5 protein-coding genes are annotated in these 9,294 nt (G+C 38.1%); 4 read left to right on the top strand and 1 reads right to left on the bottom strand.

From position 1 onward, the window contains the following. The 3 genes from AC1DDX_RS16685 to AC1DDX_RS16675 all read left to right on the top strand — a co-directional run. The coding region (locus AC1DDX_RS16685) for a DUF1731 domain-containing protein (protein WP_477622295.1) at window positions 1-525 on the top strand (525 nt) is incomplete at its 5' end. Between the two features lie 6 nt (window positions 526-531). Beyond that, complete coding sequence (locus AC1DDX_RS16680) at window positions 532-1,965, top strand: phytoene desaturase family protein (RefSeq protein WP_337715134.1); 1,434 nt, start codon at window positions 532-534, stop codon at window positions 1,963-1,965. A gap of 39 nt (window positions 1,966-2,004) precedes the next feature. After that, a complete protein-coding gene (locus tag AC1DDX_RS16675) occupies window positions 2,005-3,261 on the top strand; it encodes a YeiH family protein (protein ID WP_048904555.1) in 1,257 nt (418 codons plus the stop codon). 36 nt (window positions 3,262-3,297) lie between these two features. On the opposite strand, the gene AC1DDX_RS16670 is transcribed toward AC1DDX_RS16675, so the two are convergent. Then, window positions 3,298-7,290 carry a hybrid sensor histidine kinase/response regulator gene (locus AC1DDX_RS16670; RefSeq protein WP_337715133.1) on the bottom strand — a complete coding sequence of 1,331 codons (3,993 nt, stop codon included), beginning with the start codon at window positions 7,288-7,290 and terminating at the stop codon, window positions 3,298-3,300. Window positions 7,291-7,495: 205 nt separating this feature from the next. Here AC1DDX_RS16670 and AC1DDX_RS16665 point away from each other — a divergent pair. After that, window positions 7,496-9,294, top strand: a 1,799-nt coding sequence (locus AC1DDX_RS16665) for a SusC/RagA family TonB-linked outer membrane protein (RefSeq protein WP_477622294.1), incomplete at its 3' end; no start/stop codon positions are given.

Raw genomic sequence — 9,294 nt, 5'->3', positions numbered from 1 at the left:
TCTCCGGAAGTTTGTAAGGCCTGGGAGAAAGCTTTCGCTAGATATGATACTCCGAAAACGCGAAAAGTGTTTTTAAGAATAGGGATGGTTTTGCAACAAAATGGTGGCATTTTAAAACCATTCCTGAATATGGCTAAGTTTGGACTAGGCGGCAAAATAGGCACAGGTAACCAATACATGACCTGGATACATGAGCAGGATTTTACGGATCTGATTAGATATACAATCTTAGATGCTGATTTTAAAGGAATTGTTCATGCAGCCAGCCCTTTTCCGGTAACTAATAAAGAATTTATGAAAACGATCAGACAGTCTGTTAACATTCCCTTTGGGTTACCAAACCCTGCTATATTTATTAAAATAGGTGCTGTTTTTATTGGTACAGAGGCAGAACTTGTCCTTTCAGGAAGAAGAGTGGTATCGTCAGTTTTGGAAAAGAATGGATTTAAATTCAAATATCCCTACCTTCACGATGCAGTAACAAGGTTGTTAAACGAAAATAAATTATCATTAAGTAAGAAATAAATTATAGTGGGAAAACCAGATTTTGATGCAGTAGTGGTTGGTTCAGGGCCAAATGGTTTAGCAGCTGCCATAGCATTACAACAGGAAGGCCTGTCGGTACTGATTATTGAGGGAAAGAATGAGATTGGTGGCGGATTAAGGTCTGCCGAATTTACCTTACCTGGCTTTGTGCATGATGTTTGTTCTGCTATTCATCCGCTTGCAATTGGCTCGCCATTTTTTAATACACTTCCGCTTCAGGATTATGGATTGTTTTATACATTTCCAGATCTTGCTGCTGCTCATCCATTTGATGACGGTACGGCGGCTGTCCTGGGAAGTTCTATAGAAGAAACTGCAAGATTGCTTGGCGACGATGAACAAGCCTATCTTAAATTATTAAAGCCGCTTGTTAAAGACTGGCCAGATATAGCAGTCGATGTTCTTGGTCCTTTGCATTTTCCTAAACACCCCATTGCTATGGCTAAATTTGGATTAAATGCACTTACATCGGCAACTTTCTTAGCTAAAAGATTTAAAACTAAAGCCGCAAGAGGATTATGGGCCGGAATGGCAGCACACTCTATTCAACCACTGTCTAACTTAACAACATCGGCAATAGGGTTAGTATTAATGGCTGCGGCACATCTAAAAGGATGGCCTATTCCCGTGGGCGGATCAAAAGAAATTGCAAATGCATTGTCATCTTATTTTATTGCGTTAGGAGGTAAAATTGAAACGGGACGTTATATAAAATCTTTAGATGAATTGCCTTCTTCCCGAACGGTATTATTTGATGTAACACCAAAGCAATTGTTGCAAATAGCTGGTCATAAGTTTTCTTCCATTTATAAATGGCAATTGGAAAGATATCGCTACGGAATGGGCGTTTTTAAAGTTGATTGGGCATTGGATGAAGCCATTCCCTTTACTGCAAAAGAAGCACGTCACGCTGGAACGGTACATATTGGCAATACGCTGGAAGAAATTACCTTATCTGAAAAGCTTAGCTGGCAGGGTAAACATGCCGACAAACCTTTTGTATTACTTGCGCAGCAAAGTTTATTTGATACATCGAGGGCTCCGGAAGGAAAGCATACGGCATGGGCTTATTGTCATGTGCCAAATGGATCGGTAACAGATATGACTGAAACTATTGAAAAACAAATAGAGCGCTTTGCTCCCGGTTTCAGAGATAGGATATTGGCAAAGCACACCATGAATACCGCACAGGTGGAGGCTTACAATCCAAATTATATAGGAGGAGATATTAACGGTGGTGTAATTGACCTTGGACAGATTTTTACAAGACCAGCTTTACGCAGTTCACCTTATCGAACTTCTGCAAAGGGTCTATATCTGTGTTCCTCATCAACTCCTCCGGGAGGGGGAGTACATGGAATGTGTGGTTATCACGCCGCAAAACGCGCCTTAAAAGACGTTTTCTCTATCACAATTTAAAACAAAACAAACACAATACACAAATCAAACTAAATTCAAATGTCAGAAACTAAAAAACTAAACATTCATGAAGATTGGGTAGTAGTTATCCTTGGAGCATTAACAATCATTTTAACGCTTTCAGGACTGCTATTGCCCGTTCCAGTATTTAACTGGTCCAGCATAGCTGATCTCACCTCATCAGTACTTACAGCATCCAACCTTGGGTATATTGGATTGCAATTTATATTGGTAATCATCATAGCTGCATTGGGTTCTTTTTTAACAGGGAAATCTGTTAAAAGCGCAGTGCTAACCTTTCCATCTGTTTACGTTTTAACCATGATAGCGCTTGTGCTTGCAGGCAATAGCCAGGTTAAAGCATTGAATTTGGAAGCAGTAATTTTTAGTCTGGCTATTGGTTTGGCAATCAGTAACTTTTTTAAGTTACCAGAATGGTTTAAATCAGCTTTATCTACCGAGCTGTTTGTTAAAATAGGGTTGGTGTTGTTAGGTACAAGTGTAATCTTTTCTGATGTATTAAAGGCGGGCTCTCTGGGCCTAATCCAAGCCTTGGTTGTAGTGCTTTCTGTATGGTACTTTGCATTTTGGCTGTGTAAAAAAATGAAGATAGATGATGAGTTAACCATGATGATTTCCAGTGCAGTTTCTATTTGTGGTGTATCAGCAGCAATAGCTACATCAGGGGCCATTAAAGGCGATTCAAAAAAACTATCCTATGTGATATCCATGGTACTTATTACGGCAATACCTATGATGATCTTTATGCCTTATATTGCGGCCTACTTTCATTTTCCGCAAGCAGTTACAGGCGCATGGTTAGGCGGTAGTATAGATACAACTGGGGCAGTAGTCGCGTCAGGTTCTTTGGTAGGAGAGGAAGCGTTAAAAATCAGTACCATTGTTAAATTTTCTCAAAATGTATTGTTAGGTATTGCAGCATTTGCGATTTCAGTATACTGGACATACACACAACATCCTGCCGGAAAAGATAAAGAAAGTAAACCAACGCTTAAAGTGATTTGGGAGCGTTTCCCTAAATTTGTAATCGGCTTTATTGCGGCCTCATTATTATTTTCTTTCTTCATTACTCCAGAAGTAAATGCCGAAGTTAAAGGTAGCTTAAAGAACTTACAGGGACTTTGGTTTGTACTTGCCTTTACCAGTATCGGATTAGAAACCAATTTTGCGGACCTGTTTGGTAAGAACAGTAAGAAACCTTTCTATGCCTTTTTAATTGCACAAGGCTTCAATATTATCATCACTTTAATCATAGCATTTATACTTTTTAGGTAGTAGAAAAAGATATTGTATTGAGGGTGCATCATAATTTTATGATACACCCTCAGTAATAACTAAATGTTTTGATCCTGCATATTCAGACGGGGTCATTCCAAACTGTTTAACAAAACATCTTCCAAATTGCGCTTGCGAGCTAAACCCCGTCATAGAAGCAATTTTTAATATTTTGTAGTTTCCTTCAACTAACAATTCTGCTGCTTTTTTAAGCCTTGTTATATTAATCAGTTCATGTGGCGAAAGATTAGAGATCGCCTTTATCTTTCTGTATAATGTTGGTCTGCTCATGTTCATTGCATCTGCCAGCAGATCTACATCTAGTGATTTATTATCAATGTTTTTATTTATAATTTCATTTAGCTTTTCAAGAAATGCTTCATCGGCTTTATTGTATGCCATGCTTTTAATGTGCACCAAAGGAGAGCTGGCAAAGTAATTCTTAATCTTATCACGACTGGCAAGCAGATTTGAAATCTGGGTAAGCAAATGATCCGGAGAAAATGGTTTTTCCAGGTAAGCATCAGCACCAACTTCCAGACCTTCAATTTTAGACTGCAACGTGTTTTTTGCTGTTAACAGGATAATCGGAATATGCGTGTATTCCAGATTGTCTTTAACGGCCTTACACAATTCATAACCATCCATTACAGGCATCATAATGTCGCTGATAATTAAATGAATACTTTTTTGTTTTAAAACATCCAAAGCTTCCTCTCCGTTACCGGTYTGGATTACCTGAAAATCTTTAATCAATTTATCTGTTATAAATTCCCTGATCTCAATGTTGTCTTCAACCAGTAAAATAACAGGAGATTCTATGTTTTTATTTTCTTGTGTAACCTCCCTAACTACTGGTAATTCATCTGGCAGGTCGTCATTTATTTTAAATTCTCTTTCATGATGCTTAGGTAAAACAAGAGAGAATACATTCCAAATGCCATCATTAGTCCTAAGTTGCAATGTTCCCTCATGTAGTTCTGCCAATGAACGGGCTAAGGGTAAACCTATTCCTGTACCTCTTTGATTTTTATTGCTTTCCATTCTATAAAATGGCTCAAAGATTTTTTTATGCATGTTAAACGGAATAAGATCCCCATCGCTTTTTACTTCGATATCAAAATTATTCGGATCTGAATTTAAAGTAATAGCAATCTGTTCAGAGGCATATTTAACCGCATTGTCAATCAAATTACTGAGTATCTTATTTAAAGCTTCGGGGTCTGCATATGCATAAAGTGGTTTCTCTGGTGAATTAACAGTTAACCTAAGCTCCTTTTGTTCCATCGCTGATTTATACCTTAAGCAATTTTCTTCCAGTAACTTGCTCACGTTAATGTTTACAAAGTTGAGGTTAAACCCTTTAATTTCAGTTTTTCTAAAGTCCAGCAACTGATCTGTTAACTCAATTAACCGATTGGTATTCTTCTTCATGATCACCAGGTTATCCGTAATAGCAGGTATCTCTTCGGTCTTTTTCATTACCTCCTCTAGTGGTCCTTTAATTAAAGTTAGCGGAGTACGAATCTCATGGGTAACATAAGTGAAAAACTCAATCTTAGCATGATACAGTTCTTTCTCTTTTTTCGATTCCCACAATTCAATTTTGCGCTTATTTTTGTTGCTGATGCGTTGATGATAATAACGGATAGCATAGTATATAGCCACTGCAATTACTAAGGCATAAAATAAAAAGGCAAGCGGACTGGCCCATATAGGTGGTTTTATAATGATCTTTAGCTCAGTGATTTTGTTGCTCCACATACCACTGCTGTTTGCTGCCTTTAACTTGAATACGTATGTGCCAGGAAATAAGTTTGTGAAATATACCTTCCTGTTGGTTTTTAAATAAGTCCAGCTTTTATCCAATCCTTCCATTTTAAAGGTATATTCAGTCATTTCCGGCGCTGTATACCCCAAAGCGGCAAAGTCTATACTAAAAGTCGATTGGTCATGGGCCAGCTCAATCTCGTCTGTAAAGTTAATGGAGCGGCTTAAAGGAGAATTCTTCTTATTAATTTCTATCTCTTTATTATAAACCTGAAAACCGGTGATGTAAACCGGTGAGACAAATTTATTCTGTCTGAACTGATCGGGAAAGTAACTAATCAACCCTTTTACGCTGCCAAAATACATCCTTCCATTAGCATCTTTAAATGCGGAGCTATAATTGAATTGATCACTAAGAAGCCCATTCGCCTTAGTGTATGATTTAATTCGATTGGTAGCAGGGTTAAAGCATACCAGGCCTCTCGAGGTACTTATCCATAGATTACCATTCCTGTCTTCGAGAATTTTATAGAATACGTTACTCAGAAAGCCGCTTTTGCTGTTATACCTCCTAAAGTTTCGTTCCTTCTCATTAAACTGATTTAAACCATTTTCTGTGGCCACCCACAAACCTCCGTTTGCATCTTCAAACGTGCTGTTTATGGCATTGGAACTTAAACTTTTTCTATTATTTTCTTCGTATTTGTAATAACCGGATGTTCTATTGGTCGGATTATAAAAATAAAGTCCATCTCGTAAAGAACTTGCCCAAATAGTACCATGGCTATCTTCAATCAGATTTGAATAATGCAGGTTCCCGGGCACTTCGTTTAGCAAGGTGAAGTCGTTGCCCGCTCTATTGTAGCGGTACAAGCCAAATGATGTACCCACCAGAATTTCGCCCGACCGGGTTTTAAGCAGACTTTCAATAAAATTGCTTTTCAATTCATTTGGGGCTTGTCCGGCACGATAATGTCTGATCACTTTCGACGTTTTTATATCCATTACATCCAGTCCACGCTCAAAAGTTCCAATCCATAGCTCATCATCCACAACAAGTAACCCGTGAATGTTTGTATGTGATATACTTGTTTTATCTCCGGTAGGCTTAAAATGCTCAAAAACACCTGTTTTATGGTCCAATTTATTTAGCCCGCCATCTTCGGTACCAATCCAGATATTACCCTCTTTGTCGTTACAAATCTCTCTAACCGCGTAGCCGCTTAAACTGTTGCCTCCGCCCTGGGGGAAGAATTTGTCGAACGAAGTATATTGATTAGGGTAGTAGTTTACCCCTCCAAAATATGTTCCTGCCCATATTCCTCCTTCTTTATCCCGGGCTAATGTATATACCGCGTTGTCAGAAATTGAATATGGATCGTTAAACTTATTCCGCAGGTTACTGTATTTACCTGTTTTTATGTTGTAAATGAACAGACCAGATTCTGTAGCTATCCAGTATTCAGTGTTATCTTTAGTAATAAAATCCCTTGCATAGATGGGTGTTTGATCTGGGTTTGCAACTAAAATATCTTTGTAAGTGAGGGTGTTGAGGTCAAATGTTTTAATACCCTGGTTCGATGTCCCAATAAAAAAGAATCCTTTTCCCGTATCATGCAGTTTTTCTATCCAGGACGAAATCGTTGGCTTAGAATTAATAAATACATTATAATTTTCAAACGTATTTTTTTTGTCGTTGTATTTCTGAATAAACCCATCCGTTGTTGAAACCCAAACCTCATCATTTGCAGTAATAGTTAAAGATGTAGCTCCTGAGTATACCCTTTGTTCAAATGTGTTTAGCTTTTTAGATTTCTCGTTATATCTGCAAAGCGTTAAACCTGCTATATACCAGATGTTACCTTTACGATCTAGCTTAATATCCCTTATATCTCTGTTTTTCGTAGATTCAACAAGATCAAAACTTTCATTTAATGGATTGTATTTGTATAGCCCGATCAGTGTGCCAACCCAAATGTTCTCATTCTTATCTTCATAAAGGCTGTGTATAAAGTTATTGCCTATGCTTTTAGGATTGTCGGGGTCATTCCTGAAAATTTTAAAGGTATAACCGTCAAATCTGTTCAGACCATCTTTAGTTCCAAACCATAAAAATCCTTTTCTGTCCTGCAAACTGCAGATTACAGAATTATAAGATAAGCCGTTTTCAACCTGATAATGTCTGAAGGTATATGACTGTGCGAATGTTGAAACGACCACACCAATGAGTATGGATAATATCAATAAAAACTTGTTCAATGCTATTTTATATTGGTTATTATAAAGATAGGTTGAAAACCCCCAAAAAGGAACATGAATTCCTTATTTCTGCCATTATTGGAGGAATTGAGACAAATTGAACAACGTTTGATCAGTAAGATCAAATGTTAATTCCTCAATTAGCATAACAATTCATGCCGTTACGGAATGAGTTGAACCAACCAAATATAAATTGTAAATGAGCATGAAAAAAAAATTACACTTTAGCAAAGAGTTAAAGCTCTGCTTTATTCTTAGTTCATTATTTATCCTCTGTTGCCAGGCAGTATTTGCACAGAGCAACATAACTGGAACCGTATCAGATAAATCGGGACCATTAATAGGAGTTGGGGTGCAGGTCAAGGGAACATCTGCATCTACCACAACAAGTCAGAATGGTGCTTATACCATTTCAGTGCCTAATGCCGGAAATGCAGTTCTTGTGTTTTCTTATATCGGTTACACTACTCAGGAGGTTGCAGTTAACGGCCGATCAACCGTTAATGTATCCCTAGTTGAATCAGCTTCCGATTTAAGTGAAGTAGTAGTAGTAGGTTACGGAACGCAGAAAAAGAAGGACCTCACAGGTGCTATCTCTATTGTAAAGGCATCAGATGTTCAGAAAAGACAAGGAACTACTGTTGCAGAATCATTACAGGGTTTAGCTACCGGTATCAGAGTAAGGGGCGGTGGACAACCCGGTTCGGAAGCGCAGATCCAGATCAGAGGATTAAAGAACTTTGGGGCTAACAATCCGCTGTATGTAATTGATGGTTTGGTTACCAGTGCCAACCGCGACTTTAATCCGGCCGATATTGAATCCATACAAATTCTTAAAGATGCATCTGCAGCAGCCATCTACGGGTCGAGAGCAGCGAATGGCGTAATTATCATTACTACCAAAAGAGGTCTTGATGGTCCTATGAAAATAGAATTTTCAGGAAAAAGTAGCTTGCAAACTATTCCCAGGTATGATCTTGCCGAAACAGAAGAGTTTTCGAGATTAAATTTTATGGCTTATGATAATGCCAAAATAAACCGCCAACAGCTGGATCTAAATACAAATACAGATTGGCAGGATGTAGCATTTAGAACAGGAAATGTACAGGATTATAACCTAAGTTTCTCTGGTGGAAGTAAGGATGCTACCTATTTTGTTTCAGGTGGTTATTTTGGAAACAAAGGTACGGTAATCAGTACTGATTTTGATCGACTTAGTTTTAGAGTTAATACAAAAGGGACCAAAGGCATATTTACCATTGGTGAAAATCTGGCAATAAGCAGTTCCAAAAACAACGAGATGTCGGGTAACCCAATACTTGATGTTGTTCGTATGTTGCCTACTATACCAGTTTATGATGCCGGCCATCCGGGAGGGTATGGTTACGGAGACGAAGCCAAAGCCAGAACATTTGGAACTAATCCGCTTGCTATAGCGAACCTTGAAGATCGTATAAATCAAAATTTAAGAATCAGAGGTAATTTATTCGCTGAATTGCAATTACTTAAGCCATTAAAGTTCAGAACTAGTCTTGGTTACGAAACCAGCAGAGATCATTATACTTATTTGAAAAAGGATGGATTCTGGACACTTAACCAAGCTTATGACCCTGCAATACTAAATGAGAATAGAGGAGAGTCATCCACAGTCCTTATAGAAAACACACTTACTTTCAATAAAGAATTTGGCAGACATTCATTAACAGTTATCGGTGGACAGTCTTATCAAAAAGATAATTATGCTTTAATGTGGGGAACTAAGCGTAATATCTTACAGAACTCTACCACAGGTCACTATTATGATGTTTTAGATCAGGGAAATGAAGCACAAACTGGCGGTTACAGGAATCGCGCAGATCTCATTTCTTACTTCGGCAGGTTAGAATACAATTATGCCGATAAGTATTTACTAAATGCAGTTATCAGAACTGATGGTGTTTCCAGATTTGGGCCTGATTATAAATTTGGTAGCTTCCCATCTGTGTCGGGTGCATGGCGTATCAG

This window comes from Pedobacter sp. 10L46_2 (assembly GCF_056395165.1).
The sequence above is the reverse complement of the archived record's forward strand: the minus strand, read 5'-3'. Positions and strand labels throughout refer to the sequence as shown.

Coding starts and splice junctions, on each gene's coding strand:
- AC1DDX_RS16675 (WP_048904555.1), top strand. CDS start 2,005: ATGTCAGAAACTAAAAAACTAAACATTCATGAAGATTGGGTAGTAGTT.